26 protein-coding genes are annotated in these 26,153 nt (G+C 71.9%); 13 read left to right on the top strand and 13 right to left on the bottom strand.

Features of this window, described 5'->3' with window-relative positions; translation table 11 throughout:
- Both psrA and phnX read left to right on the top strand, forming a co-directional pair.
- Complete coding sequence (gene psrA, locus A9977_RS01200) at nt 1-1,092, top strand: iron-containing alcohol dehydrogenase PsrA (protein WP_183023035.1); 1,092 nt, start codon at nt 1-3, stop codon at nt 1,090-1,092.
- A gap of 33 nt (nt 1,093-1,125) precedes the next feature.
- Nucleotides 1,126-1,965, top strand: a complete 840-nt coding sequence (gene phnX, locus A9977_RS01195; RefSeq protein WP_183023034.1) for a phosphonoacetaldehyde hydrolase — start codon at nt 1,126-1,128, stop codon at nt 1,963-1,965.
- 1 nt (nt 1,966) lies between these two features.
- Here the strand turns inward: phnX and A9977_RS01190 are convergent, their stop codons facing one another.
- Genes A9977_RS01190 through A9977_RS01180 form a run of 3 tightly spaced genes read right to left on the bottom strand, consistent with a single transcriptional unit; the run spans nt 1,967 to nt 5,027 of the window.
- Nucleotides 1,967-2,785: a hypothetical protein gene (locus A9977_RS01190; RefSeq protein WP_183023033.1), complete on the bottom strand. Its 819-nt coding sequence runs from the start codon at nt 2,783-2,785 to the stop codon at nt 1,967-1,969.
- Nucleotides 2,782-4,140 carry an LLM class flavin-dependent oxidoreductase gene (locus tag A9977_RS01185; protein WP_183023347.1) on the bottom strand — a complete coding sequence of 453 codons (1,359 nt, stop codon included), beginning with the start codon at nt 4,138-4,140 and terminating at the stop codon, nt 2,782-2,784. The genes A9977_RS01190 and A9977_RS01185 overlap by 4 nt, the downstream gene beginning before the upstream one ends.
- Nucleotides 4,141-4,196: 56 nt before the next feature.
- Nucleotides 4,197-5,027, bottom strand: coding sequence for a MetQ/NlpA family ABC transporter substrate-binding protein (locus A9977_RS01180; RefSeq protein WP_183023032.1), 831 nt, complete (start codon nt 5,025-5,027; stop codon nt 4,197-4,199).
- 184 nt (nt 5,028-5,211) lie between these two features.
- On the opposite strand from A9977_RS01180, the gene A9977_RS01175 reads away from it, so the two are divergent.
- Nucleotides 5,212-5,781: a GNAT family N-acetyltransferase gene (locus A9977_RS01175; RefSeq protein ID WP_183023031.1), complete on the top strand. Its 570-nt coding sequence runs from the start codon at nt 5,212-5,214 to the stop codon at nt 5,779-5,781.
- Nucleotides 5,782-5,794: 13 nt separating this feature from the next.
- Here the strand turns inward: A9977_RS01175 and A9977_RS01170 are convergent, their stop codons facing one another.
- The 3 genes from A9977_RS01170 to A9977_RS01160 all read right to left on the bottom strand — a co-directional run bounded on the left by A9977_RS01170 (nt 5,795) and on the right by A9977_RS01160 (nt 8,832).
- Entirely contained in the window at nt 5,795-6,211 is a 417-nt protein-coding gene (locus A9977_RS01170; protein WP_183023030.1) for a GNAT family N-acetyltransferase, read from the bottom strand.
- Between the two features lie 102 nt (nt 6,212-6,313).
- Nucleotides 6,314-7,816 (bottom strand): amino acid permease, encoded by a 1,503-nt coding sequence (locus tag A9977_RS01165; RefSeq protein ID WP_405054660.1) that lies wholly within the window; start codon nt 7,814-7,816, stop codon nt 6,314-6,316.
- A gap of 71 nt (nt 7,817-7,887) precedes the next feature.
- Complete coding sequence (locus tag A9977_RS01160; protein ID WP_183023029.1) at nt 7,888-8,832, bottom strand: LysR family transcriptional regulator; 945 nt, start codon at nt 8,830-8,832, stop codon at nt 7,888-7,890.
- An 80-nt stretch (nt 8,833-8,912) separates the two neighbouring features.
- Here A9977_RS01160 and add point away from each other — a divergent pair, with 80 nt between their 5' ends.
- From add to A9977_RS01135, 5 genes are all read left to right on the top strand, one after another.
- Nucleotides 8,913-9,992, top strand: coding sequence for an adenosine deaminase (gene add / locus A9977_RS01155; RefSeq protein ID WP_183023028.1), 1,080 nt, complete (start codon nt 8,913-8,915; stop codon nt 9,990-9,992).
- 2 nt (nt 9,993-9,994) lie between these two features.
- Nucleotides 9,995-10,978, top strand: coding sequence for a tripartite tricarboxylate transporter substrate binding protein (locus A9977_RS01150; protein ID WP_183023027.1), 984 nt, complete (start codon nt 9,995-9,997; stop codon nt 10,976-10,978).
- Between the two features lie 4 nt (nt 10,979-10,982).
- The gene (locus A9977_RS01145) at nt 10,983-12,059 is read left to right on the top strand and encodes a nucleoside hydrolase (protein ID WP_183023026.1); all 1,077 of its coding nucleotides are present in this window, start codon (nt 10,983-10,985) and stop codon (nt 12,057-12,059) included.
- Between the two features lie 89 nt (nt 12,060-12,148).
- Nucleotides 12,149-13,009, top strand: coding sequence for a hypothetical protein (locus tag A9977_RS01140; RefSeq protein ID WP_183023025.1), 861 nt, complete (start codon nt 12,149-12,151; stop codon nt 13,007-13,009).
- 32 nt (nt 13,010-13,041) lie between these two features.
- Nucleotides 13,042-13,983, top strand: a complete 942-nt coding sequence (locus tag A9977_RS01135) for a RibD family protein (RefSeq protein ID WP_183023024.1) — start codon at nt 13,042-13,044, stop codon at nt 13,981-13,983.
- Here A9977_RS01135 and A9977_RS01130 read toward each other — a convergent pair.
- From A9977_RS01130 to A9977_RS01115, 4 genes are read right to left on the bottom strand one after another with little or no spacing between them, the layout of a single operon-like run.
- Nucleotides 13,980-14,870 (bottom strand): class I SAM-dependent methyltransferase, encoded by an 891-nt coding sequence (locus tag A9977_RS01130; protein WP_183023023.1) that lies wholly within the window; start codon nt 14,868-14,870, stop codon nt 13,980-13,982. The two genes, A9977_RS01135 and A9977_RS01130, sit on opposite strands and share 4 nt — an antisense overlap.
- A complete protein-coding gene (locus A9977_RS01125; RefSeq protein WP_183023022.1) occupies nt 14,867-15,934 on the bottom strand; it encodes a glycosyltransferase family 4 protein in 1,068 nt (355 codons plus the stop codon). Before A9977_RS01125 ends, A9977_RS01130 begins: the two co-directional genes overlap by 4 nt.
- Complete coding sequence (locus A9977_RS01120) at nt 15,934-16,353, bottom strand: 6-carboxytetrahydropterin synthase (RefSeq protein ID WP_183023021.1); 420 nt, start codon at nt 16,351-16,353, stop codon at nt 15,934-15,936. Before A9977_RS01120 ends, A9977_RS01125 begins: the two co-directional genes overlap by 1 nt.
- A gap of 27 nt (nt 16,354-16,380) precedes the next feature.
- Complete coding sequence (locus A9977_RS01115) at nt 16,381-17,388, bottom strand: zinc-binding alcohol dehydrogenase (protein ID WP_183023020.1); 1,008 nt, start codon at nt 17,386-17,388, stop codon at nt 16,381-16,383.
- A gap of 99 nt (nt 17,389-17,487) precedes the next feature.
- Between A9977_RS01115 and A9977_RS01110 the strand changes: the two genes are divergently transcribed.
- From A9977_RS01110 to A9977_RS01095, 4 genes are all read left to right on the top strand, one after another.
- Nucleotides 17,488-18,246, top strand: coding sequence for a CDP-alcohol phosphatidyltransferase family protein (locus A9977_RS01110; protein WP_183023019.1), 759 nt, complete (start codon nt 17,488-17,490; stop codon nt 18,244-18,246).
- A complete protein-coding gene (locus A9977_RS01105) occupies nt 18,243-18,854 on the top strand; it encodes a YceI family protein (protein ID WP_183023018.1) in 612 nt (203 codons plus the stop codon). Before A9977_RS01110 ends, A9977_RS01105 begins: the two co-directional genes overlap by 4 nt.
- Nucleotides 18,851-20,446 (top strand): sulfatase-like hydrolase/transferase, encoded by a 1,596-nt coding sequence (locus A9977_RS01100; protein WP_183023017.1) that lies wholly within the window; start codon nt 18,851-18,853, stop codon nt 20,444-20,446. The genes A9977_RS01105 and A9977_RS01100 overlap by 4 nt, the downstream gene beginning before the upstream one ends.
- A 111-nt stretch (nt 20,447-20,557) precedes the next feature.
- The gene (locus tag A9977_RS01095) at nt 20,558-21,904 is read left to right on the top strand and encodes an LLM class flavin-dependent oxidoreductase (protein WP_183023016.1); all 1,347 of its coding nucleotides are present in this window, start codon (nt 20,558-20,560) and stop codon (nt 21,902-21,904) included.
- Here the strand turns inward: A9977_RS01095 and A9977_RS01090 are convergent.
- On the bottom strand, nt 21,892-23,148 hold the full coding sequence (locus A9977_RS01090) for a TonB-dependent receptor domain-containing protein (RefSeq protein WP_310936072.1): 1,257 nt from the start codon (nt 23,146-23,148) through the stop codon (nt 21,892-21,894). The genes A9977_RS01095 and A9977_RS01090 overlap by 13 nt on opposite strands.
- A 210-nt stretch (nt 23,149-23,358) precedes the next feature.
- Here A9977_RS01090 and lepB point away from each other — a divergent pair, with 210 nt between their 5' ends.
- Complete coding sequence (lepB, locus tag A9977_RS01085; protein WP_183023015.1) at nt 23,359-24,024, top strand: signal peptidase I; 666 nt, start codon at nt 23,359-23,361, stop codon at nt 24,022-24,024.
- 36 nt (nt 24,025-24,060) lie between these two features.
- Here the strand turns inward: lepB and A9977_RS01080 are convergent, their stop codons facing one another.
- Nucleotides 24,061-24,483: a hypothetical protein gene (locus A9977_RS01080; protein WP_183023014.1), complete on the bottom strand. Its 423-nt coding sequence runs from the start codon at nt 24,481-24,483 to the stop codon at nt 24,061-24,063.
- A 65-nt stretch (nt 24,484-24,548) separates the two neighbouring features.
- The gene (locus A9977_RS01075) at nt 24,549-26,147 is read right to left on the bottom strand and encodes a rhodanese-like domain-containing protein (protein WP_183023013.1); all 1,599 of its coding nucleotides are present in this window, start codon (nt 26,145-26,147) and stop codon (nt 24,549-24,551) included.
- Nucleotides 26,148-26,153 lie beyond the last annotated feature (6 nt).

Below are 26,153 nucleotides of genomic sequence, written 5' to 3'. Positions count from 1 at the left end.
ATGTGGACCTTTTACAACCCCGTCGACGTGCACGCCGGCTGCGGCTCGCTCGCGGCCCTGCCGCGCCTGCTCGGCGCGCGCCGCGCGATCCTGATCGCCTTTCCCGAAGCACCCGGGCTCGGGCTCGTCGAGCGCATCCGCGACCTGCTGGGCGAGCGCCTCGCCGCGGTCGAGACCGAGGTGCGGCCCAACCCCGACGTGGCCTGGCTCGCGCCGATGTACGAGCGGCTGTGGCGCGACCACCCCGAGGTCGAGTGCATCGTCGCGCTGGGCGGCGGCAGCGTGATCGATTGCGCCAAGGTGATGCTCACCCGCCCCGCGACAGGCCGCTTCGACGAACTGCAGGCGCTGCTCGAAGGCGCGCCACCCGACCCGGCCTCGACGCTGCGGCATCGCCGGCTGCTGGCCATTCCGACGACCGCGGGCACCGGCAGCGAAGTCACGCCCTGGGCCACCGTGTGGGACCAGGCGCGCGCACGCAAGCTGTCGCTGCAGCTGCCCTGGACCTGGCCGCAGGCGGCCATCGTCGACGCCGAGCTGATGCTGAGCCTGCCGCACGCGGCCACGCTGGCCAGCGGGCTCGACGCGCTGTCGCATGCGCTCGAATCGCTGTGGAACGTGCACCGCAACCCCGTGTCTGCCAGCCTCGCGGTCAGCGCGGTGCGCAGCATCCTGGCCACGCTGCCCGCCCTGCTGGCGAAACCCCAAAGCCGCGACCTGCGCGAACGTCTGGCCACCGCGGCGCTGCAGGCGGGCCTGGCTTTTTCCAACACCCGCACCGCGCTCGCCCATTCGCTGTCCTACGACATCACGCTGCAGCACGGCACGCCGCACGGCATCGCCTGCTCGTTCAGCCTGCCGCGGATCATGCGGCTCGCGGCCGGCCGTGATGCCGAGCTCGATGCGCTGCTGCGCTCGGCCTTCGATGCCGGCCACATCGACGAGGCCATCGACACCCTGAACGCCTTCCTGCAGGACCTGGGCGTGAGCGTGGACCCCGCGAGCTACGGCATCGCCGAAGCCGACTGGAGCGCGCGCATCGCGCAGGCGCTGGCCGGTGCGCGCGGGCGCAACTTCATCGCCGCCGCCTGAACTTCTGTCTCACACCTCTCGAAGCAACCGACCATGAACACCTCACCCCTTCCCACCACCTGGCCCACCCGCCGCCTCGAGGCCGTGATCTTCGACTGGGCCGGCACGCTGGTCGACTTCGGCTCGCTGGCGCCCACGCAGATCTTCGTCGAGGCCTTCGCCACCTTCGGCATCACCCTCACGCTGGCGCAGGCGCGTGGCCCCATGGGGCTGTCGAAACGCGACCACATCCGCACGCTGCTGGAGGAGCCGAGCATCCGCGCGCAGTGGCAACAGCGCTTCGATGCAACGCCCGGCGAGCAGGACATCGACGCGCTGTACCAGCGCTTCATGCCGATGCAGATCCAGAAGGTCGGCGACTACTCACAGCCGATCCCGGGCGCGGTCGAGACGCTCGCCTGGCTGCGCGCGCAGGGGATGAAGATCGGCTCCTGCTCGGGCTACCCGCGCCAGGTGCTGGACGTGCTGCTGCCGCTGGCGGCCGCGCGCGGCATCGCGCCCGACCATGTGGTGGCCGGCGACGAACTGCCGGCGGGCGGCCGCCCCGGCCCCTACATGGCGCTGGCCAATGTGCTGGCCTTGAAGATCGGCGACGTGCGCGCTTGCGTCAAGGTCGACGACACCACGCCGGGCATCGAGGAAGGCCGCAACGCGGGCATGTGGTGCGTGGGCATCAGCCTGGCCGGCAACGAGGTCGGCCTGACCGAAGAGGCGCTGGGCCGGCTGCCGCCCGCGGAGGTCGATGCGCTGCGCGCGGCCGCGGCGCAGCGCCTGTACGCGGCGGGCGCGCATGTCGTGATCGACAGCATCGCGGACCTGCCGCGCGCGCTGCAGGAGATCGCGCAGCGCGGCGGCGAGCCGTCCGCGCAGTAGCTTAGTGCACGATGCTGGTGAGCGCGCCCAATGCCGAGGCATCGGTGTCCAGCAACTTCGCCAGCAGCGTGCGCCGCCAGTCGTCGTAGATCGCATGGGCCTCGGCCAGGTCGGCGCCATAGACCCGCGCCATGTCGGCCAGCTCCTCGCGCAGGAAGGGGTTGAGCCGCTGCTGCAGCGCCTCGTCCTGCGCCAGGATCTCGCGTGTGAAGCGCGCGCGTTCCTCCTGGGCCATGGCCTGCAGCTTGTCCAGCCACCAGCCCACGATCTGGCTGCGATGGAAGGCTTCGTCGGGCCGGATGCGCGACTCGGCGAAGTCCTTCATCGCGGTGTCGGCGATGCGCGCGGTGCGTCGCACGATCTGCATGCGCGCCAGGATGTAGAGCTCGTAGTGGAACTCGAAGGCCAGGAAGCCGGCCACGCCGCGAAACGGGATGTCGCCCGCGCGCGCCCAGTGCTCGGCCAGGTGGCGCTGGATCTCGGACAGCGGGTCGCTGCCGCGCAGCGCCCACAGGTGGCGACGCGCCTCCACCGCATGGTCACCGTCGTCGCCCAGCTGGCGCGACAGCAGCAGCTGCACATGCGGATCCTCGGCGAACACGGTGTGCATCGCGCGGGCCACGGCCTGCACGATGAACAGGTCGTGCGCGGCGGTGCGCACCCAGTCGTCGCACAGCGCCTGCACTTCCGCCGGCGTCTCGGGGCCGCGCGGCGGCGCAGCACGGCGCGCGGGCAGGCCGGGCACATGCCGGTGCGCGACGGTGAGGAACAGCGCGTCTTCCAGCGCCGGGCCCCAGTCGGTCGAAGCAGTGGTGCTCATGCCGTGGCCTCCTCGACGGTGGCCGCGTCGTGGCGCCGCGCCGCGCCCGCATGGCGCGTGGGCAGCTTCGCCCCCTCGCCGAAGAGCTTGTGGCGCAACGTGCCTTGGGCATAGTCGCGCTTGTAGACGCCGCGGTTCTGCAGCACCGGCACCACCAGATCCACGAAGTCGACATAGCTCTCGGGCGTCACGGTGCGCATCAGGTTGAAGCCGTCGATGCCGCTCTGTGCCACGCGCGCCTGCAGTTCGTCGGCCACCTGCTCGGGCGAGCCCACGATGGCGGCCGTGCGGCTGCCCAGTTCCATCAACGCGAGCAGCTTGCGCACGGTCCAGACCTTGTCCGGGCTGCGCTGCGTGATGGATTCCACCGCCGACACCATGGCCTGGGTCGGGGCGTAGCGGATCGGGTCGTCCAGGCCGTAGGTCGAGAGGTCGATGCCGGTCGAGGCGCTGAAGTGCGTCAGGCCGGCGGCGGGGCTGGCGTATTGCCGGTACTCCTCGTACTTCTCGCGCGCCTCGCGCTCGGTCGCGCCCACCACCACGATCGCGCCCGCGAACACCTTGATGTCGTCGGCCCGCCGGCCGCGGCGCACGGCACGCGCGCGGATGTCGGCCGAGATGAAGGCATTGAGCTCGGAAGTCGGGGCGTTGATGAACACGCACTCCGCATGGGTGGCCGCGAACTCCCGGCCGCGCTCGGAGCCGCCGGCCTGGAACAGCACCGGCGTGCGCTGCGGCGAGGGCTCGCTGAGGTGGATGGCGTCGAGCTTGTGGAAGGGCCCGTCGTGCACGATGCGGTGCACCTTGCCGGGCTGCGTGAACACGCGCCCTGCGCGGTCGCGCACCACGGCGTCGTCTTCCCAGCTGCCCTCCCAGAGCTTGTAGACCAGGTCCATGTAGTCGTCGGCCATGTCGTAGCGCTCGTCGTGCCGGACCTGCTCGGTCAGCCCGTGGGCGCGCGCGGCGCTGTCGAGGTAGCCGGTGACGATGTTCCAGCCCACGCGGCCCTCGGTCAGGTGGTCGAGCGTCGACATGCGGCGCGCGAACAGGTAGGGCCGTTCGTAGGTGACGTTCGAGGTCACGCCGAAGCCCAGGTGCTGCGTCACCGCGGCCATCGCGGGGATCAGCAGCAGCGGGTCGTTGATGGGCACCTGCACCGACTCCTGCAGCGCGGCTTCGGGCGACTGGCCGAAGACGTCGTTGACGCCGACGATGTCGGCCAGGAACAGGCCGTCGAACTTGCCGCGCTCCAGCGTGCGCGCGAGTTCGGTCCAGTAGCCCAGGCGCCGGTAGTCCTCGGAACGGTCGCGCGGATGCGTCCAGAGGCCGTGCGCGATGTGGCCCACGCTGTTCATGTTGAACGCGTTGAGCAGGATGTGCTTCTCGTCTGCCACAGGCGTACCGCCTCCGCTCACCAGCCGAAGGCGATCAGGTCGCCGTACTGCTTGCGCAGGATCTCCTTGACCTCGGGCGTGCTGTTGTAGAGCGCGATGAAGCGCTTGAGGCGCGGGTCGTTGGCGTCGGCCGTGCGCGTCACCCAGTGGATGGCGTAGAGCGTGGAAGGCTTCTGGTAGACGATCGCACTGTTCGGGTCCTTGCCCGCGAGCTTGATGAAGGACGGGAAGGTCACGCCCAGGTCCACGTCGCCCAGCGCGCGCGCCACGTGCTGCGCCTCCACCGGCACCAACTTGAGCTGCTTCGGGTTGCCGATCACGTCGGTCACGGTGGCGCGGAAATCGGAGCCGTCGCGCAGCTTGATCAGGCCCACGTCGTCGAGCATGCGCAGGGCCCGGCCGGTGTTGACCGGGTCGTTGGCGAAGGACACGGTGGCGCCCTGCTTGACGTCTTCCAGCCGCTTGACGCGGTCGGAGTAGATGCCGAGCCAGGTGATGTAGCCGGGCGCGACGGCCTTGAGGTCGTAGCCCTTGGCCGACTTGACGTTCTCCAGGAAGGGGATGTGCTGGAAGTAGTTGACGTCGATCGCGCCTTCGGCCAGCGCGGTGTTGGGCGTGACCCAGTCGTTGAACTCGATGATCTCGACCTTGATGCCTTCGGCCTCGGCCTTCTTCGCGATCAGCTTCACCGCATCGTTGGCCGGGCTGGCGGCCAGGCCGATGCGCAGCGGCTTGCTCGCCTGCGCCGAAGCGATGCCCGTGCCCGCGAGCCCGGCCGCCAGGGCCGCGGTGGAGAGGACGGTGTGGAGAAACAGCCGACGGCGGCTGGCCAGGAAAGGCGTCTGCATGGAAGGATCCGGGCGTTGTGAAGAGGGAGCGCACTGTTTCACCTCCGCGCCGGGATGCCAAAGAATCAAATCGACTTTCGATAGACGGAACTCACAGGCGGGGCAAGTGCTGCCGCTCATGGGCCGGCTTTCCGTGGGCCGAATGGCGGGCCCCGGGGCCTCGCTGCGGTAGCCTCGGGCGCCGATGAGATCCCCTGCCCCGCAAGACGACCCCTTCCTTCCGCGCATCGCCACCGAACGCCTCGTGCTGCGGCCGCTGACCGCGGCGGACGCCGATGCGCTGTTCGCCATCTTCTCCGACCCCGCGGTCATGAAGTACTGGAACACCCCGCCCTGGCCCTCGGTCGACACCGCGGCGTGCTTCATCGCGGAGCGCCGCGAGGAGATTGCACGCCAGGCCGCGATCACGCTGGGCATCTGCCTGCAGGCCGAAGAAGAAGGCCCGCCGATCGGCCAGTGCATGCTCTTCGCCATCGACCCGGCCTCCAGGCGGGCCGAGATCGGCTTCGGCCTCGGCCGCGGGCACTGGGGCCAGGGCTACATCGGCGAAGCGGGCCGCGCGCTGATCGCCCATGGCTTCGACCGGCTCGGCCTGCGCCGCATCGAGGCCGAGATCGACCCGGACAACAGCGCTTCAGCCCAGGCGCTGGAGCGACTCGGCTTCATCCGCGAAGGCCTGCTGCGCCAGCGCTGGGAGATCGATGGCGTGGTGTCCGATTCGGCGCTCTACGGGCTGCTGGCCAGCGACCGCTAGCCGGCGCCCCGGCTCAGGCGTTCGCGTCGCCCGAGCGCGTGAACGAGTAGCGGTGGATGTCGGTGCGGAACTTCCATCCCTTGCCGGCCCAGTACTGCTGGGCCAGCGCATTGGTCTGCAGCACGTCGATGTGCGTCTTGAGGATGCCCAGCGATTCGAGGCCGGCCAGGCAGCGCTCGACCAGCGCCGAGGCGATGCCGGCGCGGCGGTGGGCCGGCAGCACCAGCAGGTGCTGCAGGTAGCCGCGGCGCCCGTCGTGCCCGCACATCACGCAGCCGACCACGGCACCCGATGCCACGGCGACGAAGCTCAGGCCCGGGTTGCGCTGCAGGTAGCGCTCGGTGGCGGCGAGCGAGTCCGCATCGCGCAGGGAGATGCCGGGTGTGTTCTTCATCAGGGCCATCACATCGTCGTAGTCGTCGATGGTCATGGTGCGGATGAGGGGGGTGGAGGGGGCGTCAGGTCCGGTCACGGGAAGCATGGGCACGGTGGAGGGAAGGCGATTGTGCAGCGGCCGGCCGAGGCCCGCGTTTCAGAACTTCGGCGCCGGAAACTTCATGTCCCGGTAGCGCACGATGCCGCCGCCGCGCACCAGCCGGTAACCGAGCCAGATCGCGAAGAACAGCGGCAGGCCGATGTAGGTCGCGACCACGCCGGCCCAGTCGATGCGGTCGTTGAGGAAGGCCTGGTAGTTCTGGCCCAGCGTGATCACCAGGCACAGCAGGAAGGCGAACACCGGCCCGAGCGGGAACAGGCCCGCGCGGTAGGGCAACGCACCCAGGTCGCGGCCCTGCGCTGCGTAGCCCTTGCGGAAGCGGTAGTGGCTCAGCGCGATGCCCAGCCAGGCGATGAAGCCGGTCATGCCCGAGGCGTTGAGCAGCCAGATGTAGACCTTCTGCGGGCTGAACACGAAGCTGAAGAAGCACAGGCCCGCCACCACCGCCGTGGCCCACAGCGCCATGCGCGGCACGCCGTTGGCCGTGACGCGCGCGAAGATGCGCGGCGCCTTGCCTTCGACCGCCAGCGTGTAGAGCATGCGGGTGGAGGCGTACATGCCCGAGTTGCCGGCCGACAGCACCGAGGTCAGCACCACCGCGTTCATCAGCGCCGCCGCCGACAGCAGGCCGGCGCGCTCGAACACCAGCGTGAAGGGGCTCAGGCTGATGTCGCCCACCTCGTTCTTGAGCAGCTTCGGATCGGTGTAGGGGATCAGCAGGCTGATCACGCCGATGGCCAGCACGTAGAACAGCAGGATGCGCCAGAACACCTGCCGCACCGCGCGCGGGATGTTGCGCGCCGGGTCTTCCGATTCGCCGGCCGCGATGCCGATGAGCTCGGTGCCCTGGAAGGAGAAGCCGACGATCATGGCCACGCCGATCAGCGCCGCGAAGCCGCCCACGAAGGGCGCGTCGCCCAGCCCCCAGTTCGCGAGGTTGCCCATGAAGCCCTGGGGCGAGCCGCCGCGCAGGATGCCGAAGATCATCAGCGTGCCCAGGCCGATGAAGACGATCACGGTCAGCACCTTGATCGCCGCGAACCAGTACTCGGCCTCGGCGAAGCCGCGCACCGAGATCGCGTTGAGCCCGAACATCAGCGCCAGGAACAGCGCGCTCCAGAGCACGCCCGGCACGTCGGGAAACCAGTAGGCCATCACCAGCTGCGCGGCCACCAGGTCGACCGCGATGGTCACGGCCCAGTTGTACCAGTAGTTCCAGCCGATCGCGAAGCCGAAGCCCTCGTCGACATAGCGCGCGCCATAGGTGGCGAAGGAGCCCGAGACCGGCATGAAGGCAGCCAGCTCGCCCAGGCTGGTCATGAGGAAATAGACCATCAGGCCGACCACCGCATAGGCCAGCAGCGCGCCGCCCGGGCCGGCCTGCGAGATGGTCGCGCCCGAGGCGACGAAGAGCCCGGTGCCGATCGATCCGCCCACGGCGATCATCGACAAATGCCGGGCCTTGAGCACGCGATGCAGCCCCCTGTTCCCGGGCGGTGTGTCTTGCCCGGCGGCGGTCATCCCTGCCTGCAGTTCCATGGTTCTCTCTTTGTTGTCTTGACGAAGGGACGCCACTGTAGCCGGGTGGACCGCCCTCCTTTGGCCCGCCGCTAGCGGCGCGCGCGCGAGACCCGGCGCCTGGGCGCCTTGCCCGGCACCGGCAGGCGCTGCGCGAGGCAGGCGATCAGTTCCTGCGCCACCACGTTGCGCGTGGGTCCCGGCTGGTAGACCAGCACCACGCGCCGCTCGATGCGCGGCTTCGCCAGCGACAGCACCACCAGCTCGGGGTCGCGCAGCGAGGAGGTGTAGAGCTGCGGCATCAGGCCCAGCGCGAGCCCGCCACGCACCAGCGCATAGAGCGTCTCGGAATAGCTGACGCGGTAGGGCTCTGCGCCCTGCGCGAACTGGGCGCGCGCCGGGTCGCCCAGGGCCGGCATGCTGCCGCTCTCGAACAGCACCAGCCGCTCGCGACCGATGGCCTCCCAGTTCACCTCGCCCGCCTGCGCGAGCGGATGGTCGTGCCGCACCACCAGCACCAGCGGGTCGCGAAAGAGATCGACGCAGGCCAGGCCGCCCGGCGGCTCGGTGATGGCCACCACTGCCATGTCGAGCCGGCCGCCGCGCACCTCGGCCACCAGCGTGGTCGACGGCGCATCGCGCCAGGCGAACTCGACCGCCTGCGGCGCGTCGTGCACGAAATCCGCCACGGCCGCCGCGACCCTGGCACTGGCCGAGGGGATGACGCCCACGCGCACATAGGCCCGGCCGCGCTGCACCGTGCTCTCGATGTCGTGCAGCACCACCTCCAGCGTGTTGACCAGGAAGTCGGTGCGCGCCAGCACCTCGGCGCCGACCGGCGTGAGTTCCAGCCGGTGGGTGGAGCGGGTCAGCAGCGCGGCGCCGAGCAGCTTCTCCATCTGCTTGATGGCATTGCTCAGCGCGGGCTGGGTGATCGACAGCCGGCGCGCGGCGCGCCCGAACTGGCCCTCCTGGACCAGCACCGAGAAGAACTGGAGCTGACGCAGGGTCAGCGCGCGCAGGGCCGAGGTGGTCATGGCTGGTTATTCATTGGCTGAATCAAATTATAGATATTTGAAATTTTTCTTATCCCCCCTTCTTCCCTAGACTGCGCCGCATGCCCCCCACGCCTGCGCTCGAATCCTTCCTGCACGCGATCCCGAAGGTCGAGCTGCACTGCCATCTGTTCGGCACGGTGCGGCACGCCACCTTCGCGGCGCTCAACCGCCAGGCCGGCATGCCGCTGGCCGAGGACGAGGTCGAAGCCTTCTACACGCGCGGCGAAAAGCCGGTGGGTGTGCTGCGCGTGCTGCGCGCGCTCGACGCCCAGCTGATCCGCAGCGCCGACGACCTGTACCGGATCACGCACGAGTACCTCGAGGACGCGGCCGCCCACAACGTTCGCTACAGCGAGTTCTGCTGGAACCCCACCGGCACCGTGCATGCCTCGGGCATCGGCTATGCCGCGGCCCAGCAGGCGATCGTGCGCGCCATCCACGATGCAGAGCGCCAGTTCGGCATCGTCGGGCGCCTGATCGCGGCCATCGACCGCGAGGCCAGCCCCGAGGCGGCCGTCGAGATGGTGGACTGGGTCACGGCGCAGCGCTGCGAGGAGGTGATCGGCATCGGCATCGACTACCGCGAGAACGACCGGCCGCCCGAGCTCTTCGTGCAGGCGTATCGCAACGCGCGCAGCGCCGGCCTGCGGACCACCGCCCACGCGGGCGAGTTCGGCATGCCCTGGACCAACGTGCGCACCGCGCTGGACCTGCTCCAGGTGGACCGCATCGACCACGGCTACACGGTGGTCGACCAGCCGGACTTCGCCCGCGAATGCGCCGAGCGCGGCGTGCTGTTCACCGTGGTGCCGACCAACTCCTACTACCTGCGCACGCTGCCGCCCGAGCGCTGGGCGCTCGACCACCCGATCCGGCGCATGCCCGGCCTGGGCCTGCGCATCCACCCGAACACCGACGACCCGACGCTGCACCAGGTCACGCCCACCCAGGCCTGGGCCATGATGGTCCGCGACTTCGGCTTCGGCCTGGACGACCTGCGCGGCTTCATGCACAACGGCCTCGACGGCGCCTGGATCGACGACACGACGCGGCGCGCCTGGCGCACCCGCTGGAGCGCCGAGTTCGACGCGCTGCGCGCGCGGCTGCCGCAGGACACCCCCACCCTCTCCGGAAACTGAACATGCCCACGCTCAAGCCCCTCCTCTTCGCGTCGATGGCCCTGGCGGCCATCGGCGGCAACGCGTTCGCCCAGTCGCCCGCCTGGCCGGGCGGCCGGCCGATCACGCTGATCGTTCCCTATTCGGCCGGCGGCAGCGTGGACTTCAACACCCGCCTGGTCGCCACCAGGCTGGGCGAACGGCTCAAGCAGTCGGTGGTGATCGAGAACGTGAGCGGTGCCGGCGGCGCCATCGGCGTGGCCAAGGCGGTGAACGCGGCGCCCGACGGCTACACGCTGGTCGCCGGACCCGACAGCGCGATCGCCATCGGCAGGCTGATCAACCCCGCGGCCTTCAAGTTCGACCCGCTCAAAGACCTGGCGCCGGTGGGCATGCTCAACACCGCGCCCATGGTGCTGGTCGCGCGGCCGGGCCTGCCGGTGCAGAGCTACGCCGACTTCGTCAAGCTGGCCAAGGCCGCGCCCGGCCAGTACAGCTACGCGACCTCGGGCGTGGGCACGGTGCTGCAGCTGGCGATGGAACTGCTCAAGCAGACCGGCGGCATCTTCGTGACCCATGTGCCCTACCGCGGCGGCGCGCAGATCGCCACCGACGTGATCGGCAACCAGGTCGACCTGGCCATGCTGGTCAGCACCAGCGCCATCCCGCACGTGAACGGCCACCGCCTGAAGGCCCTGGGCGTGACCGGCAGCCAGCGGCTCGACGCGCTGCCCAACGTGCCGACCTTCGCCGAGATGCCGGGCCTGAAGGGCTACTCGATGGTCAGCTGGACCGGCATCTTCGCGCCGGCCGCCACACCGCCGGCGATCGTCGCGCGCATCAACCAGGAACTCAACGCGGTGCTCCAGGAGCCCGAGGTGCGCGCCAAGCTGCAGGAACAGGGCGCGCTGCCCGGCGGCGGCTCGGCCGCGGAACTCGGCGCCTTCGTCAAGGCCGAGTACGCGCGCAACCAGAAGATCGTGCAGGCCGCCAACATCAAGGAGTGACCGGATGACCGCCTCCCTGTCCCGGCGTGCACTGCTGGCCGCGGGCGCCCAGCTCGCGGCCGGCGCCGCCTTCGCCCAGGCCAACCCCGGCCAGGTCCTGATCGGCGTCGCTGCCACGCCGCTGCCGCCTGCGGCGCCGGGCCGGCAGCGGGTCGTGATCGACACCGACCCCGGCCAGGACGACGCGATCGCCCTGCTGATGGCGCTGGCCGCGCCCGACCGGCTGGACATCGAGGCGCTCACCGTGTCGGTCGGCAACATGCCGCTTGCGGTGACGGAGAAGAACACCCGCATCGTGCGCGACTGGGCCGGCCGGCCCGAGGTGCCGGTGTATGCCGGCTACCCGCGGCCGTTGGTGCGCGAACCGATCTTCGCCGACGACGTGCACGGCAAGACCGGCATGGACGGTCCCGCACTGCACGCGCCGCGCGCGCCGCTGATGCCCCAGCATGCGGTGCAGTACCTGATCGACACGCTGCGCGCCGCGCCGCCGGCGAGCGTCGTGATCGCCGCCCTGGGGCCGCTCACCAACATCGCCGCCGCCCTCGGCATGGCGCCCGAGATCAAGCCCGCGATCCGCGAGATCGTGGTGCTCGGCGGCGCCTGGGGCGTCGGCGGCAACATCACGCCGGCCGCGACCTTCAACTTCTATGCCGACCCGGAAGCCGCCTCGGTGGTGTTCCGCAGCGGCGTGCCGCTGACTGTGGTCTCGCACGACGCGGCGCGCCGCGTGCTGGTGACGCCCGAGCGCATCGCGCCGTTGCGCCGTCTGGGCAACAACGGCGGCCGGGTGGTGGCCGACATCCTCGATTCCGCGATGGCCTACGCGCTGCGCCGCCGCGGCGTGGCGGTCGGGCCGATGTACGACCCTTGCGTGATCGCCTACCTGCTGCGCCCCGAGCTGTTCAAGGGCGCACGCGTGAGCGTCGACATCGAGACGCGCGGCGAGTTCACCACCGGCGCCACGGTGGTCGACTTCCGCGGCTACACGCGCCGCGCGCCGAACGCGCTGTGGATCAACGAGGTGGACATCGACGGTTTCTACACGCTGCTGAACGCGCAGATCGCACGGCTGCCTTGAAGCGGCCGGTGCCGCCGCACCGTTCGGTCGCCCAGCTTTACCGCGGCCCCCGGGCGTGCTGGAATGCGAAAGCATCCCGCCCATGCCCCATGGACCTCCTGCACCACCCTCTCTTCCGCAGCGTGCTCGTGCCCGCGCTGCTGGCGCTCGTACTGTGCGGCCTGCTGCGCCGGGTGGCCGGCGCGCGCTGGGCCGCCGCGGGCACCGCCCTCGCGCTGGTGGTGGCCTGCGCCTGGGTGGTCGGCTGGCCGTCGAATCCCGGCAGCCTGATCGGCAAGCTGCCATGGGCGCTGCTGGGCGCGGCGGGGCTGGGCGTCGCGCTGGAAGCCCTGCGCGCGGGCCTGCGCACCCAGTGGCTGGCCGCCGCCGCGGCCTGGGCGCTGATGCTCTTCGTGCTGGGCGTGACCACGCCGCTCGCGGGCGTGGGGGCCTGGGCGGTCGGCACCGCGGTGCTGGGCGCCGTATTGCAGCCGCCTGACGACACGGCCGATGCCCCGGCGCTGCTGGCGGTGGCCGGGCTCGGGCTGGCAGGCGTGGCGATGCTGTCGGCGTCGCTGCTGCTGTTCGAACTGGCGCTGGGCGCGGCGGTGGCGGTCACCGCCACGGCGCTGTGGCTCTGGCCCCGCGCGCGGATCGCCTTCGGGCCGGCCGGCCGCATCGCGGCGGCGCTGGGCTGGCTGGCGCTGGCCCATGCCACCCTGCGCCTCACGCAGGCCCCGGCGGCCGCGCTGGGGCTGCTGGCGCTCGGCTTCGCGGCCGGGCCACTGCTGGAACGCTGGCCGCGCGCCGCCCGGCCGCCCTGGGCGCGGCCCCTGTGGCGCGCCGCCGGCGCGGCCGTCTGCGCGGCGGCGGCGATCGCGGTCGTGCTGCTGGCGGGCACGGGCGCCGCGCCCGGCGCCGTGCCGCCGGGCGAAGGGGACGGGTATCCGTACTACACGCCGCGCTGGTAGCGCTGCTAGCATGCCTTCGACCGACCGCATCCGTGGGTGCCGCCGCTGGCGGCCGGGGCGGCAAGACCATCACAGGAGTCCGTCTTCTGAGCGCCCTGCCCGCCCCTTCTCTTCCTTCCGCTGCGCCCGGCGACGTCGCCGCGCTGTGGCCGCTGTGCCTGGCCATCGCCGAGCGCCGGCGCCGGGGTGAGGCCGCGCCCGACGGGCCCGCGCCGCTGGCCTGGTCCGACGGCCACGGCTACGCGCTGCAGGGCGATTGGGATGCGCCCGCGCAGGCGCTGTTCGCGCTGCTCAAGCCACTGCTCGACCGCCGCGGTGCCCATGCCCGATGGGTCATCGGCCAGCTGGGCCAGAGCCTGGACGGCTGCATCGCCACCCACAACGGCGACTCCTGCTTCGTCAACGGCCCCGAGGGCCTGGTGCATGTGCACCGCCTGCGCGCGCTGTGCGATGCGGTGATCGTGGGCGCCGGCACCGCCTGCCTGGACAACCCGCAGCTCACCACCCGCCGCGTCGAGGGGCCGCACCCCACGCGGGTGGTGATCGACCCCGGCCTGCGCGTGCCGGCCGATGCGCGCGTGTTCACCGATGGGCAGTCGCCCACGCTGCTGGTGTGCGCGCCCGAGCACCGGGCCCGCGCCGAGGCCCGGCTGGGCACGCGGCAGGTGATCGCGGTGCCGCGCAGCGCCGCGCTGGACGGCCAGCTGCCGCTGGCCAGCGTGGTCGACGCCCTGCGCGCGCGCGGCCTGGACCTGCTGTTCGTCGAAGGCGGCGGCGTGACGCTGTCGCAGTTCGTGCGCCAGGACTGCCTCGACCGGCTGCACCTGATCGTCGCGCCCGTGATGATCGGCGCCGGCCATCCCGGCCTGCAGGTGCGGCGCTCGAACGCGATGTGCGAGGCGCTGCGCCCGCCGGCCCGCACCTTCGCGCTGGGCGGCGACCTGCTCTGGGACCTGGACCTGCGCGCGGCCTAAAGCCAGGCCAGCAGGTCGGTGTGGCCGACCTGCAATCGCGTAGCCGCCCGCTGCGCCTGGCGGCGCTGCCGCCAGGCCTGCACCGCCAATGCCGCCTCGGGCGCCTGCTCGAGCGCCGCGGCGGCCATGCCGTCCACCATCTCGCGCAGCATCGCGAGATCGCTCGGCGAACGCTCGCCATCGACCTGCCAGTCGCTCGGTGCGGTGGCGACCCGATAGCCCGCGCGCTGCAGCAGCCGGGCGGCTTCCGCGACGGCGCCGCCGCCCAGGGCCGGGCCGAAGCCCTTGTCGCGCCGCTGGTGGGCGCGGAAATGCGCGTGCACGAGCGCGTCCGCGCCGTCGGCCGGTTGCCATTGCAGCCGGTCGTCCACGCTGAGCGCCCAGCCCACGGCCGCGCCGGCCGCGCGGCAGCGCGCGATCAGCTCCCCAAGCCATGTGGCCGACACCAGGTCCAGCAGGGCCGAGGCCGTGACGAGCTGCGCGCCGTCGAGCGCCGTGACACCGGCCAGGTCCGCCAGGTCGGCGCGCTGCCACGCGACCGTGAGCTGCAGATGCTCGCCCTCGATCGCCAATCCATCCCCCTCGACCACGCGACAGCCCTGCGCCACCGCCCAGGTCGAGAGCACCTGCGGCAGCGCGGCCAGCAGCGCCGGGTCATGGTCCAGCAGCCGCCAGTGCTGGCGCCCGCCCAGCCGGGGCGCGAGCGCGCGCAGGCTGGCGCCGGTGCCGCAGCCCAGGTCCACCACCTGCAGCGCGGCGTCGGCATCGCGGCCGCTGCGCAGGCGCGCGGCCAGCGCGGGCCAGTCCAGCCGGAGCGCCGACGCCTCGCGCGCCGCACGGTCGAAGGGCTCGCGCAGCGCCAGCCAGCGGGCGTCGAAGCCGCTCATGGCCGCGCGGGTCCGATCGACTGCAGCGCGGCCGCGAAGCGCTGCCCGGCATCGGACCAGCGCGGCAGCCTTGCGGCGGCGGCCCGCGCGCCCGCGGCCAGTGCGCGGCGCGCCTCGGGCGCGTCCATCAGGCGTCGCAGCGCTTCACGCAGCGCGCCGACATCGCCCGGCGGCACCAGGATGCCGGCGTCGGCGGGCACGGTGTCCACGATCGCGCCGGCCGCGCAGCTCACGACCGGCAGGCCGCGCGCCAGCGCCTCGGCCAGCGCCATGCCATAGCCTTCGTGCCAGGACGGCAACACGAACAGCTCGGCCTGCGCATAGAGCGCGGCGAGCGGATCGGCATCGACCTCGCCGTGCCAGCTCACCCGTTCGGCCAGCCCGAGGCGCTCGGCCAGCGCCAGGGCTTTGCGCCCCTCCTGCGCATCGCGCGCCAGGCTGCCGGCGCAGTGCAGGTGCCAGTGCCGGTCGCGCAGGCCGGCCAGCGCCTCGAGCAGCACGACATGGCCCTTGCGCGGCGTGACGGTGGCCACGCACAGCAGCGACAGCGCCTGCGGGCCAGCACCGCCGCCCACAGCCAGCGGGGCAGGATCGGTGCCGGGCTCGACCACGTGGATGCGATCGGGCGGCACCTCGTAGGGCGCCAGGGCGCGCGCGGTCGACGGGCTGGTCACGATCACCCGCCGTGCATGCGCGAGCGCGCGGCGTTCGCTGTCGAACAGCTGCATCTGCTGCAGCTCGCTCAGGCCCGACTCGAGTGCCAGCGGGTGATGCACCAGCGCGACCCAGCGCAGCCTTTCCGCGTGCGCCGCGGCCAGTTCCGGCAGCACGCCGAAACCCAGGCCGTCGGCCACCACCAGCGCGCCGTCGGGCAGGGCCGCCACCACCTGGCGTGCGCGCTGCGCCGCTGCGGCGTCGGGCCAGGGGAAGCCGTCGCCGGGGGAGAGCACGTCCACCTGCCAGCCCGCGGCGCGCAGCTGGTCGACGATCCGGCGGTCGTAGAGGTAGCCGCCGGTGCGGCTGTCCCAGTCGCCGGGGACCAGGAAGGTGCAGGACCTTTGCATCAGGCGCCGGTCGCCGGCCGCGGCAGCGCGGCCTCATAGGCCGCCCAGGCCACGTGCGATTCGTTGAGGCGCACGCCCAGGTGCTCGATGCCACTGGCATGCGGGCCGAGCTCGCCGGTCACGATGCGGTCGGCGATGCGCTCGAAGATCACGCGCGCCAGGAACTCGGTGGTGGTGTTCTGGCCGGTGAAGGCGCCGTCGTCGTCGAGGTTGCGCAGGTTGAGTTCGCCCAGCACCTCGCGCAGCACCGTGGTGGCGCGCGCGATGTCGACCACCATGCCGTCGGCGTCGAGCGCGCGGCGGTGGAAGGTCGCATCCACCACGTAGGTGGCGCCGTGCAGCCGCTGCGCGGGGCCGAAGGCCTCGCCGCGGAAGCTGTGGGCAATCATGAAATGGTCGCGGACGTTGACGCTGTACATGGTGGAGCTCCCTTCGAAAGAACAGGTTCAGGAATAGTCGATGCGCTGGCACAGCGTATCGGGCGCGCCGGCCGCCAGGCGCGCCAGCACGGCGGGCAGTTCCTGCAGCGGGGCGCTGTCGGTGATCAGCGCGTCCAGCACGGCGGCGGCCGGTTGCGCCAGCAGCGCCAGCGCCAGCCCCATGCGCCGGCCATGGCTCCAGCGGCCGCGCTGGGCCGTGGCCACCTGGCCGACCTGGGAGCTGCGCAGCGTCAGGCGCTGCGCATGGAAGGCCTCGCCCAGCGGCAGCGTCACGGCGCGTTGGCCGTACCAGCTGAGTTCGAGCACCGTGGCCTCGAAGCCCGCGAGGCCCAGCGCGCTCGCCAGGCCGGCGGGCTGGCCGCTGGCATGCACCACCAGATCGGCCGCGCGCGCCGCCGCCTCCGGCAGCGCGAAGTCCAGGCCCAGGTGCGCCGCCACCGCGGCCCGTTCGGCGCGCACGTCGACCAGCTGCACCGCGCAACCCGGGATGCGCGAGGCGAGCCAGGCCACCAGCAGCCCGACCACGCCGCCGCCCACCACCGCCACGCGATCGCCCAGGCGCGGTGCCGCATCCCACAGCGCGTTGACGGCCGTCTCCATGTTCGCCGCCAGCACCGCGCGCGCGGCCGGCAGGCCCTCGGGCAAGGGGTGGATGGCCGCGGCGGGCACGTCGTAGCGCGACTGGTGCGGGTGCAGGCAGAACACCGCGCGGCCCTGGAGCGCGGGCGGGCCGGCCTCGACGAGGCCGACGCTCGCATAGCCGTACTTCACCGGCCCGGGGAACTCGCCTTCCTGGAAGGGGGCGCGCATGCGCGCGAACTCGCTGGGCGGCACCTCGCCGCGGAGCACCAGCAGCTCGGTGCCGCGGCTGACGGCGCTGTGCAGGGCCCGCACGCGCACATGGTCGTCGGCCCGCGCGCCGAGTGTGCCCGCGCGCAGCACGGCCCGTCCCGGCGCCTCGGTCCAGAGGGCTTGATACGCATCGCTGACCACAGGCGTCCGAATTGCTGGCATGCTCTTTGGTGTCCCACCGCCGCCGCCCGCCGTGTGGTGGGCCCTCCGGCGCAGAAGGATCTTAAGACGATGCTTTCGACCCCAGGCTCCCATCACCCCATGACCGCACCGGCCCCCGCGGGCTTGCGCCGCGATGCCGCGCGGGCGGTGGCGCGCGTGGCGCTGCTGCTGGCGGCCGGCTTGGCGGTGGTCGCGGTCGTGGCGCCGCTGGACGGCATGAGCCTGTGGCTGGTGCCCAAGGCGCTGGCGGTCTTCGGCATCGGCGCGCTGCTGATGTGGGCCGGCCTGGCCACCCACGCGCCCCATGCGCGCTTCGGCGCGGCCAACGGCATCACGCTCGGCCGGCTGGCGCTGATCGCGCTGCTGGCCGCGGCCATCGGCGAGGCACCCGCCGACCCGGCCGCCTTCGGCTGGGCGCTGGTGGCGCTGGCCACGGTGGCGGCGCTGCTCGACGCGGTGGACGGCCCCGTCGCACGGCGCCGCCAGGAGGCCAGCCCCTTCGGCGCCCGCTTCGACATGGAGACCGATGCGCTGCTGATCCTCGTGCTCTGCGTGCTGGTGCTGCAGCAGGGCAAGGCCGGCGCCTGGATCCTGGCCTCCGGCGCGATGCGCTATGCCTTCGTGGCCGCCGCCTGGCGCTGGCCCTGGCTCGCGCGCCCGCTGCCGCCCAGCCGGCGGCGCAAGACGGTGTGCGTGGCGCAGATCACCACCCTGATCGTGTGCCTGGCCCCGGTCGTCGAGGCCCCCTGGGCCGGCCTCGTCGCCGGCGCGGGCCTGCTCGCGCTGGTCGGCTCCTTCGCGGCCGACGTGCGCTGGCTCGCACGCCATCGGCCCCGCACCCTGGAGACCGGCCCATGACACCCCCCCTCCCCTCGCCCACCCGCCGCGCCTTCGGCGCCGGCCTGCTCGGCTGGATCGCGCTGGGCCCCGGCACGGCCTTCGCGGCGCCCGCGCGCTACGAGATCGACCCCGAGCACATCAGCGTCGGCTTCCTGGTCGAGCACATCGGCTACGCCAGGGTGCTGGGCATGTTCCGCGCCGCGCGCGGCAGCTTCCGCTTCGACGAGGCCAGCGGCGAACTGGGCGAGGTGCGCATCGAGGTCGACACCCGCAGCGTGTTCAGCAACCACGTCAAGCGCGACCAGCACCTCCAGAGCGCGGACTTCCTCAACGCGGCCGAGTTTCCGCGCATGGTGTTCACCGCGGTCCGTGCCACGCGCATCGCCGAGCGCCACTTCGCCATCGCCGGCGCGCTCGAGCTGCTGGGGCGCTCGCAACCGCTCGTGCTGCAGGCCACCTGGAACAAGAGCGGCCTCTCGCCGATCGCCAAGTCCTCCTACGTGATGGGCGTGTCGGCGCGCGGCAGCTTCCTGCGCAGCGCCTACGGCATGAACTACGGGGTGGGCAACGGCTGGGTCGGCGACGAGGTGCAACTGATCATCGAGTTCGAGGCGATCCGGCAGTGAGCCGCCTCGCGCCCTGGCTGCGCCTCGCGCTGGCGCTGGCGCTGCTCAATGCATTGCTGACCCTGGGCGCACCCGCCGCCTCCTTCTGGCCGCAGCCCGGCGCGCGTGTGTCGCTCGAACTGTGCGCCGGCGTGGCCGGGCTGGCCGGCTGGATCGCCTGGCGCGGCGGCACTGCCGTCCGGGCCACGCGCTGGCTGGCGGCGGCGAGCGCCGCGCTGATCGCGGTGCACCTGCTGGATGTGACGGCCACCGCGCTCTTCGGCCGTCCGCTCAACCTGTATTGGGACGGCCGGCACCTGGGCAGCGTGCTGGCGCAGCACGAGGTGCCGGCCTGGCAGCTCGCCGCGGCCGGCGGCCTGCTGCTGCTCGCGCTGGCCGCGGTGGCGGGGCTGGCCTGGGCCTGCTGGCGCGCGGTGGCACACGGGCTGGCCGCGCGCCCGGTGCGCTTCGCGCTGCTCGCGCTGTGCAGCCTGCTGGTGCTGGCGCGGGCCGCCGACGGCCTGGGCGGATTCGAAAGCTGGCGCGCCTTTTCCGAACCGGTCTCGAAACTGGTGCTGCGCCAGGCGCAGTTCCTGGTCGCGCAATCGCGCGCCGACGGCGCGGCCTCGCGGCTGTCGCCGAGCCCGGCCTTCGGTGCCGACCTCGATGCGCTCCACGGCGCGGACGTGCTGGTGCTGTTCTCCGAGTCGTATGGCGTGTGCACCGTCGACGATCCCGTGCAGGCCCAGGCGCTCGCCGGACCGCGCGACGCGCTGGCGCAGGCCATCGCGGCCAGCGGGCGCGCGGTGGTGTCGGCGCGCGTGCGCTCGCCCACCTTCGGCGGCGGCTCCTGGCTCGCGCACGGCGCGCTGCTGACCGGCGTCGACACGCGCGACCCGCTCGACTACGACCTGCTGCTGACCACCCGACGGCCCACGCTGGCGCAGCACTTCGCCGCCCACGGCTATGAGACCGTGAGCTGGATGCCGGGGCTGCAGCGGCCTTGGCCCGAAGGCCGCTTCTTCGGCTTCGACCGCTACGTGGACGCCAGCACCATGGGCTACACCGGCCTGCCCTTCGGCGCATGGCGAATTCCCGACCAGGCCGCGATGGCGCTGCTGCATGCGCAGGAGCTGGCGGCGCCGGCCGCGGCGCGCAAGCCGCGCTTCGTCGTCTTTCCCACGCTCAACAGCCACGCGCCCTTCCACCCGTTGCCGCCCTTCGTTGGCGACTGGGGGCGGCTCACCGGTCCCACGGCCTACACCCCGCCGCAGCAGATGCATGCGATGGAGGAGCCGACGTCCTGGCGCGACCCGGTGCCCGCCTACCTGCAGTCGATCGCCCTGACCTGGCAGTGGCTGGGCGCCTACCTGCGCGAACAGGCGCCGCCCCGGCTGGTCGTGGTGCTGATCGGCGACCACCAGCCCTGGGCCCGCGTGAGCGGCAGCGGCAACGACTGGGACGTGCCGGTGCACATCATCGGCGCCGATCCCGCGCTGCTGCGCCGCTTCGAGCGCGAAGGCTTCCAGCCCGGCCTGCTGCCGGGCCCGAACACGTTGGGTGCCATGCAGGACCTGGCGCCGCTGTTGTCGAAGGTGTTCGCGCGGCCCTGATGCACGGCGCCGCTTAGACCACGATCGCCATAACCTAGTGAGCAATGGTTCGTTGTCCGGGCAAAGGGCCGGGCTTATGGTGGCCGCCACCCCGCTCTCTCCCCGCGCACCATGACCTCCCCACGGCAGCTCAAGCTCGGCGCCTTCATGCGCCCCGTCAGCATCCACACCGGCGCCTGGCGCTACCCGGGTGCCTTCCCCGACGCCAACTTCAACTTCGCGCACCTCAAGCGCTTCGCCCAGACGTTGGAGCGCGCGCGCTTCGACGCCTTCTTCATGGCCGACCACCTGGCCGTGCTCAACATGCCGATCGCTGCGCTGCAGCGCAGCCACACGGTGAGCTCCTTCGAGCCCTTCACGCTGCTGTCGGCGCTGGCCCAGCACACGCAGCACATCGGCCTGGTCGCGACCGCCTCGACCACCTTCGACGAGCCCTTCCACATCGCGCGCCGCTTCGCCTCGCTCGACCACCTGAGCGAGGGCCGCGCGGGCTGGAACATCGTGACCACCAGCAACCCCGACGCGGCGAAGAACTTCGGCCGCGACGAGCACATGGAACACGACGAGCGCTATGCCCGCGCGCGCGAGTTCTACGACGTGGTCACCGGGCTGTGGGACAGCTGGGCCGACGACGCCTTCGTGCGCGACGTCGACAGCGGCCGCTTCTTCGACCCCGAGCGCCTGCACACACTGGCCCACAAGGGGAAGTACCTGTCGGTGCGCGGCCCGCTGCACATCGCGCGGCCGGTGCAGGGCTGGCCGGTGATCGTGCAGGCCGGTGCCTCGGAGCCCGGCCGGCAGCTCGCGGCGGAGACCGCCGAAGTGATCTTCGCCGCGCCCGGCACGCTGGACGAGGGCCGGCGCTTCTACGCCGACGTCAAGGGCCGGCTGGCCGCGCAGGGCCGCGAGCGCGAGCACCTGAAGATCCTGCCCGGCGCCTTCGTGGTGGTGGGCGACACGGTGGCCGAGGCGCGCGCCATCCGCGCGAAGCTCGACAGCCTGGTGCACTACGAAAGCGCGATCGCCTCGCTGTCGATCATGCTGGGCCACGACGCCTCAGGCTTCGATCCCGACCAGCCCCTGCCCGAGATCCCGCCGACCAACGCGAGCCAGAGCGGCCGCGAGCGCGTGATCGCGCTGGCGCGGCGCGAAGGCTTCACCGTGCGCCAGCTCGCGCAGCGCATCGGCGGCTACGGCGGCCTGGCCTTCGTGGGCACGGCGCAGACCATCGCCGACGAGATGCAGGAATGGCTCGAGACCGAGGGCTCCGACGGCTTCAACATCATGTTCCCGTGGCTGCCCGGCGGCCTCGACGCCTTCGCCGACAAAGTGGTGCCGGAGCTGCAGCGGCGCGGCATCTTCCGCCGCGAGTACGAGGGCAAGACCTTGCGCGAAAACCTCGGGCTGCCGCGGCCCGCGAACCGCTTCTTCCCCGAGGCGCCGCCCTACCAGCGATAGGTGGCGGTGGCGACCAGGCTGCGCCGCTGGCCGTAGCCGCAGCTGTAGGCATCGCAGTTGCGGCCGACGTAGATGCGGTCCGTGCGGTTGCGCGCGTTGAGCGCCAGGCTCCAGCGTTCGAAGTCGCAGCCCAGCATCGCAACGAACAGGGTGTACGACGGGATCTTGGCCGGCGCCGAGCCGTTCGCACCGTAGGTCGATCCCACGAAGCGCACGCCCAGGCCGACCTTCAGGCCGTTGCCGGTCCGGTAGTCGCCCCACAGCGAGACCTGGTTGCGCGGCGTCCCCACGAGCTGCTTGCCGATCTGGTCGGGGTTGCTGCTGGCGGTGACGTCGGCATCGGGCGTCCAGGTGTAGGCGGCTACCACGTTCATGCGCTGGATGGGCTGGAAGCTCGCTTCGAGTTCGAGCCCGCGCACCCGCACCTCGCCGGTCTGCATCGGTGTGAAGTTCTGGCCAAAGGTGATCACGTTCTGGCGCCGCAGGTCGAACACCGCGGCGCTGTAGGTGTCGCGGGTGCCGGGCGGCTGGTAGCGCAGGCCGGCCTCGTACTGCTTGCCGGTCTCGGGCTTGAAGGGGCTGTGGGTCTCGGGGTTGATCGTGGTCGTGGGCGAGAACGATTCGGAGTAGCTGACGTAGGGCGCCCAGCCGCTCGGCGCCAGGTACACCAGGCCCGCGCGCCCGCTGAACTTGTTGTCGGTCTGGTTGGCGCTGCTGCCGTCGAGCGCGCTGTGCGAGCGCACCTTGGCCGTGTCATGGCGGCCGCCCAGCGTCGCGACCCAGTGCTCGTTCCACTTGATCTGGTCCTGCAGGGAAAGGCCGGTCTGCGTGAGCCGCGTGCGGGCGTCGATGTAGGGATCGGGCACGGTGACCGGCTGGTCGTACACGGGGTTGTAGATGTCGATCGAGGGCGCGCTGCCGAAGTAGGTGAGCTGCTTGTAGTCGCCGCGCTGGTAGTCCAGGCCGACCAGCAGCGTGTGCTGCCAGTCGCCCGCGCGCAGCCTGGCCTGCGCCTGGTTGTCCACCGTCAGCACCTTGCCGCTCTCCGGGCTGCCGAACACATAGCGGTTCACGTCGCGGAAGTTGGCGGGGTTGCCGGGGTTGGCCGGGTCGACGCTGATGAAGCCGCCCTGCACCCCGAGCACGCGCGCATACGTCTCCTGCACGATGTCGGCCGCGCCATCGCGGTCCTTCACCTGGCGGGTGAAGTAGTTCAGCAGTTCTCGGTAGTAGCGGTCGAGCACGGACGGGCCAGAAAACCATGGAGTGGCGGAATCCCGTCGACAGACCGGCGTCAGCGGCTGGTTCGATGCGCGCTTTACAGATGGGAATTGTTCGCATTATCGTCCAGACGGGCTCTGCGCTGCGCTGCCAGCGCGCCGCAGCGGCGCCGGCATCCGGAACTATTCATGCGGCCGCCGCACCAACCGACGCGACCAACCAAGGAGAAAAACATGGGACGCTGGGTCCGTACGAACAAGGGATTCCTGGTTCTTCTGCTGTGCTTCGGCCTCTTCCGCACGGCCATCGCCGACTGGAACCCCATCCCCTCCGGCTCGATGCGGCCCAACCTGCTCGAAGGCGACGTGGTGTTCGTCAACCGCTTGGCCTACAACCTCAAGGTACCGCTGACCGACGTGGTGCTGGCCCGCACGGGCGAGCCGAAACGGGGTGACGTCGTGACCTTCTCCTCACCCGACGACGGCACGCGCCTGATCAAGCGGCTGGTGGCGTTGCCGGGCGACGTGGTGGAGATGCGCCACGAGGTGCTCTTCATCAACGGCGAGGCAGCGCGCTACGACGCGGCCCAGACGCTGCGGGAAAAGGTGGCGACGGGCCTCACCGTCGACGCCACGCGCCTGACCGAGCGGGTGCAGGGCAGCGAGCGCCGCGTGCAGTGGCTGCCCGGCATCGCGGCACGCAACAGCTTCGCGCCCATCGTGGTGCCCGAAGGCGAGTACCTGATGCTGGGCGACAACCGGGACGACAGTGCCGATTCGCGCTACTTCGGCTTCGTGCCGCGCCAGCTGCTGATCGGGCGGGCGCTGGGCGTGATGGTCTCCGCCGACATCCAGGGCCACTGGATGCCGCGCTTCGAGCGCTTCGGGCAGAAGCTCTAGCTTCGGCCTTCGTCCACGCTCGATCGGCGCGCGCGCTCAGCGTTTCTTCCAGTTCCGCCCGTCGACCGAGGTGTAGGTGCCGCCGGTGGCGCAGCAGCCGCCGGCGCCAACGGCCTGGCGGCCCAGCGTGACCGTCAGCAGCTTCGGCTGGATCGTCAGCGACTGGCGCTGGCAGACGGTCCAGAAGGGGTAGAACTCGGGCGCCAGCACGCTGGTCCACTGCACGCCGCCACCCTCGCGGCGGTCGACGCGGTACACCTCGCAGTCGTGCACCAGCAGGAACATCGATTCGCCGCCGAGCTGGCCCTCGAAGATCAGTTCCTGGGGGGCCGCGCGCGTGGCGACGGCCTCCTTGCTGAGCAGCGGGTCGGAGGGCTTCGACTCGAACAGCAGGTCGCAGCCCGACAGGCTGCCCGTCGCGAGCAGCGCGCACAGGGTCCAGTGATGCGGCAGTTTCATGCCGCAAGCATGCCATTCAAATGCACCGAGGGCGACCGCGCGTCGGCGGCCTCCTCGGCGCACGCTCAGTCGAAGAAGCGGAAGCGCACCGTCGGGTCCTGCGCCACGCGTGCGCTCAGGCCCCGCTCCCACGCCAGGTAGTCGGCCCAGGCGGCGTCGCGCGCGGGGCCGAAGACACGCATCACCGAACCCCAGTCGTCGTCGAAGGGCGTGAGCAGCCGGTCGTGGCGCACGCCGCTCTCGAGCGCGCCGCCACCGGCCTGCCAGGCCTGCGTGCCGCCGCGCAGCCAGGCCACGCGGGCCTGCGGCCGGCGCTGCAAGGCATCGCGTGCCGCGAGCCGGGCCGCGGCGCCGTCGGGCGAGGTGAAGACCACGGTGCGGCCGGGCACGGCCAGCAAGGCGTCGATCTTTTCCGGCGACGAAGGCAGCAGAAAGAAGGCGTCGGGCAGGTGCTGGCGTTCGTAGTCGAGGCTGGGCCCCACATCGACCACGTCCGTCGATCCCGTTTTGCGCAAGCTGGTCAGTGCATCGGCATCCAAGGCGTCCGAATCGATGGCCTCGGCGGGCTTCGCGTCTTCGGTCGGCGCCTCCGGCAACGGCCCGTCGAGCACATGGACCTCGGCCTGGTTGAGCTGCGTGAGCCAGAACGCGGTGATGGCCGCGCGCAGGCCGTGCGGATCGTCGACCAGCACGATGCGCGCGCCGCGCGTGCCTACCAGGTTCTCGAAATGCATGAAGACCTGGCCGCCCGCGACATGGCGCAGGTCGCCCGCGGGCGCAGCGCCGGGCGACGGTGGCCGCACATCGAACAGGTAGAGCGTGCGCTCGGTATCGGCGCGCAGCCTTTGCAGGCCCTCGACATCGATGCGCCGCAGGCCATGGCGCGCCACCAGCGCGTCGGCCAGGCCGCGCAGCACGGCGGGCGACTCGGCCGGCAGCTCGTCGCCGGACTCCTCGGGCCGGGCGTTCTGCACCACGGGTGCGCCGCGCAGGCCCCAGGCCATCACGCCGTCCTCGACGAACACCGCGCGGTCGGTCAGGCCCAGGTGGCGCAGGGTGGTGGTGCCGATGATGCCGCGCGTGCGGCTGAAGCAGTTGATGGCCCACAGGTGATGAGGGTCGGCCTGGTCGTCGAAGCGGCGCAGCGAGAGCTCGGTGCCCGGATGGTTGCGCGCGCCGGCGATCGACAGGAAGGCGTATTCGTTGCGCGGCCGCGCATCGATCAGGGTGGTCGGCACGCCGTCGCGCCGGCGCGCCTCGAGCTCGGCCAAGGGCAGCACCGGCGTGCCGTAGTGCTGCCGCACCCGATCGCCGAAGGCCTTGACCAGCGTGTTGTTGCCGTCGATCAGCGGCAGGCCCCGCGCGACCCAGGCCCGCAGGCCGCCGTCGAGCCGGCGCACGTCGGTGTAGCCGAGCCGCGCCAGCAGCGCCGCGGCGCGCGCGGCCGGGCCGTCGGCGGCATCGTCTTCGTCGTAGAGCACGACCGGCACCGCGCGGCGCGGCACGAAGGCGCCGATCTGCAGCTCCAAGGTGCTCAGCGGCGCGTGCCGCGCGAGGTTCAGGTGCGCGCGGTTGGCCTGGCGCGCCTCGCGCACGTCGAGCAGCGCCAGTTCCTGGTCGCCCAGCAGCAGCTGCTGCAATGCGTCGGGGGTCAGCAGGCTCATCGCGTG

The sequence above is a fragment of the Variovorax sp. UMC13 genome (assembly GCF_014170375.1).
Classification (GTDB): Bacteria; Pseudomonadota; Gammaproteobacteria; order Burkholderiales; family Burkholderiaceae_C; genus Variovorax.
The sequence above is the reverse complement of the archived record's forward strand: the minus strand, read 5'-3'. Positions and strand labels throughout refer to the sequence as shown.

Excerpts from the sequence above, each read along its gene's own strand:
- psrA (WP_183023035.1), top strand. The coding sequence starts at position 1 with ATGTGGACCTTTTACAACCCCGTCGACGTGCACGCCGGCTGCGGCTCG.
- phnX (WP_183023034.1), top strand. The coding sequence starts at position 1,126 with ATGAACACCTCACCCCTTCCCACCACCTGGCCCACCCGCCGCCTCGAG.
- A9977_RS01190 (WP_183023033.1), bottom strand. The coding sequence starts at position 2,785 with ATGAGCACCACTGCTTCGACCGACTGGGGCCCGGCGCTGGAAGACGCG.
- A9977_RS01185 (WP_183023347.1), bottom strand. The coding sequence starts at position 4,140 with ATGAACAGCGTGGGCCACATCGCGCACGGCCTCTGGACGCATCCGCGC.
- A9977_RS01180 (WP_183023032.1), bottom strand. The coding sequence starts at position 5,027 with ATGCAGACGCCTTTCCTGGCCAGCCGCCGTCGGCTGTTTCTCCACACC.
- A9977_RS01175 (WP_183023031.1), top strand. The coding sequence starts at position 5,212 with ATGAGATCCCCTGCCCCGCAAGACGACCCCTTCCTTCCGCGCATCGCC.
- A9977_RS01170 (WP_183023030.1), bottom strand. The coding sequence starts at position 6,211 with ATGACCATCGACGACTACGACGATGTGATGGCCCTGATGAAGAACACA.
- A9977_RS01165 (WP_405054660.1), bottom strand. The coding sequence starts at position 7,816 with ATGGAACTGCAGGCAGGGATGACCGCCGCCGGGCAAGACACACCGCCC.
- A9977_RS01160 (WP_183023029.1), bottom strand. The coding sequence starts at position 8,832 with ATGACCACCTCGGCCCTGCGCGCGCTGACCCTGCGTCAGCTCCAGTTC.
- add (WP_183023028.1), top strand. The coding sequence starts at position 8,913 with ATGCCCCCCACGCCTGCGCTCGAATCCTTCCTGCACGCGATCCCGAAG.
- A9977_RS01150 (WP_183023027.1), top strand. The coding sequence starts at position 9,995 with ATGCCCACGCTCAAGCCCCTCCTCTTCGCGTCGATGGCCCTGGCGGCC.
- A9977_RS01145 (WP_183023026.1), top strand. The coding sequence starts at position 10,983 with ATGACCGCCTCCCTGTCCCGGCGTGCACTGCTGGCCGCGGGCGCCCAG.
- A9977_RS01140 (WP_183023025.1), top strand. The coding sequence starts at position 12,149 with ATGGACCTCCTGCACCACCCTCTCTTCCGCAGCGTGCTCGTGCCCGCG.
- A9977_RS01130 (WP_183023023.1), bottom strand. The coding sequence starts at position 14,870 with ATGAGCGGCTTCGACGCCCGCTGGCTGGCGCTGCGCGAGCCCTTCGAC.
- A9977_RS01125 (WP_183023022.1), bottom strand. The coding sequence starts at position 15,934 with ATGCAAAGGTCCTGCACCTTCCTGGTCCCCGGCGACTGGGACAGCCGC.
- A9977_RS01120 (WP_183023021.1), bottom strand. The coding sequence starts at position 16,353 with ATGTACAGCGTCAACGTCCGCGACCATTTCATGATTGCCCACAGCTTC.
- A9977_RS01115 (WP_183023020.1), bottom strand. The coding sequence starts at position 17,388 with ATGCCAGCAATTCGGACGCCTGTGGTCAGCGATGCGTATCAAGCCCTC.
- A9977_RS01110 (WP_183023019.1), top strand. The coding sequence starts at position 17,488 with ATGACCGCACCGGCCCCCGCGGGCTTGCGCCGCGATGCCGCGCGGGCG.
- A9977_RS01105 (WP_183023018.1), top strand. The coding sequence starts at position 18,243 with ATGACACCCCCCCTCCCCTCGCCCACCCGCCGCGCCTTCGGCGCCGGC.
- A9977_RS01095 (WP_183023016.1), top strand. The coding sequence starts at position 20,558 with ATGACCTCCCCACGGCAGCTCAAGCTCGGCGCCTTCATGCGCCCCGTC.
- lepB (WP_183023015.1), top strand. The coding sequence starts at position 23,359 with ATGGGACGCTGGGTCCGTACGAACAAGGGATTCCTGGTTCTTCTGCTG.
- A9977_RS01080 (WP_183023014.1), bottom strand. The coding sequence starts at position 24,483 with ATGAAACTGCCGCATCACTGGACCCTGTGCGCGCTGCTCGCGACGGGC.
- A9977_RS01075 (WP_183023013.1), bottom strand. The coding sequence starts at position 26,147 with ATGAGCCTGCTGACCCCCGACGCATTGCAGCAGCTGCTGCTGGGCGAC.